1 protein-coding gene is annotated in these 362 nt (G+C 55.2%); it reads right to left on the minus strand.

Going from position 1 to position 362, the window contains the following annotated elements:
- Positions 1-362: LPS assembly protein LptD (gene lptD, locus ACTHSP_RS22835; RefSeq protein WP_440347108.1), on the minus strand; the 362-nt coding region annotated here is incomplete at both ends.

A 362-nucleotide genomic window follows, 5' to 3' on the forward strand; every position in this document is an offset into this window, starting at 1 on the left:
GTCAGGCCGCTGTCGACGTTGATAATCGGCAGGACGCGGCTGACATTGCGGCCGCTTTGACCGTTGAAACTGTTGAGGCTGTAATAAGTGGCATGTACGCCGACTTTAGGCCGGATGTAGCCCCATTGGTTGTGGAAATCCCATTTGACGCTCGGGTAGAGTACTACGCGGCTGCCGTCTTGCTTGGTGTCGTGGTCAAAGCGGGTGAATTGGCCTAATACGTTAAGCTGAGCCTTGCCGATATGGCTTTGCCAACGGCCGGTCAGACGGGGCATGATGGCATAAGGCTCGTCTTTATAACCGTCTTGGTTGGCCAGCGTTTGATATTTTTGTACGCGCAACGAGCCGTCGAAGCTGCCGCC

It is taken from the genome of Neisseria sp. P0001.S005 (genome assembly GCF_051963715.1).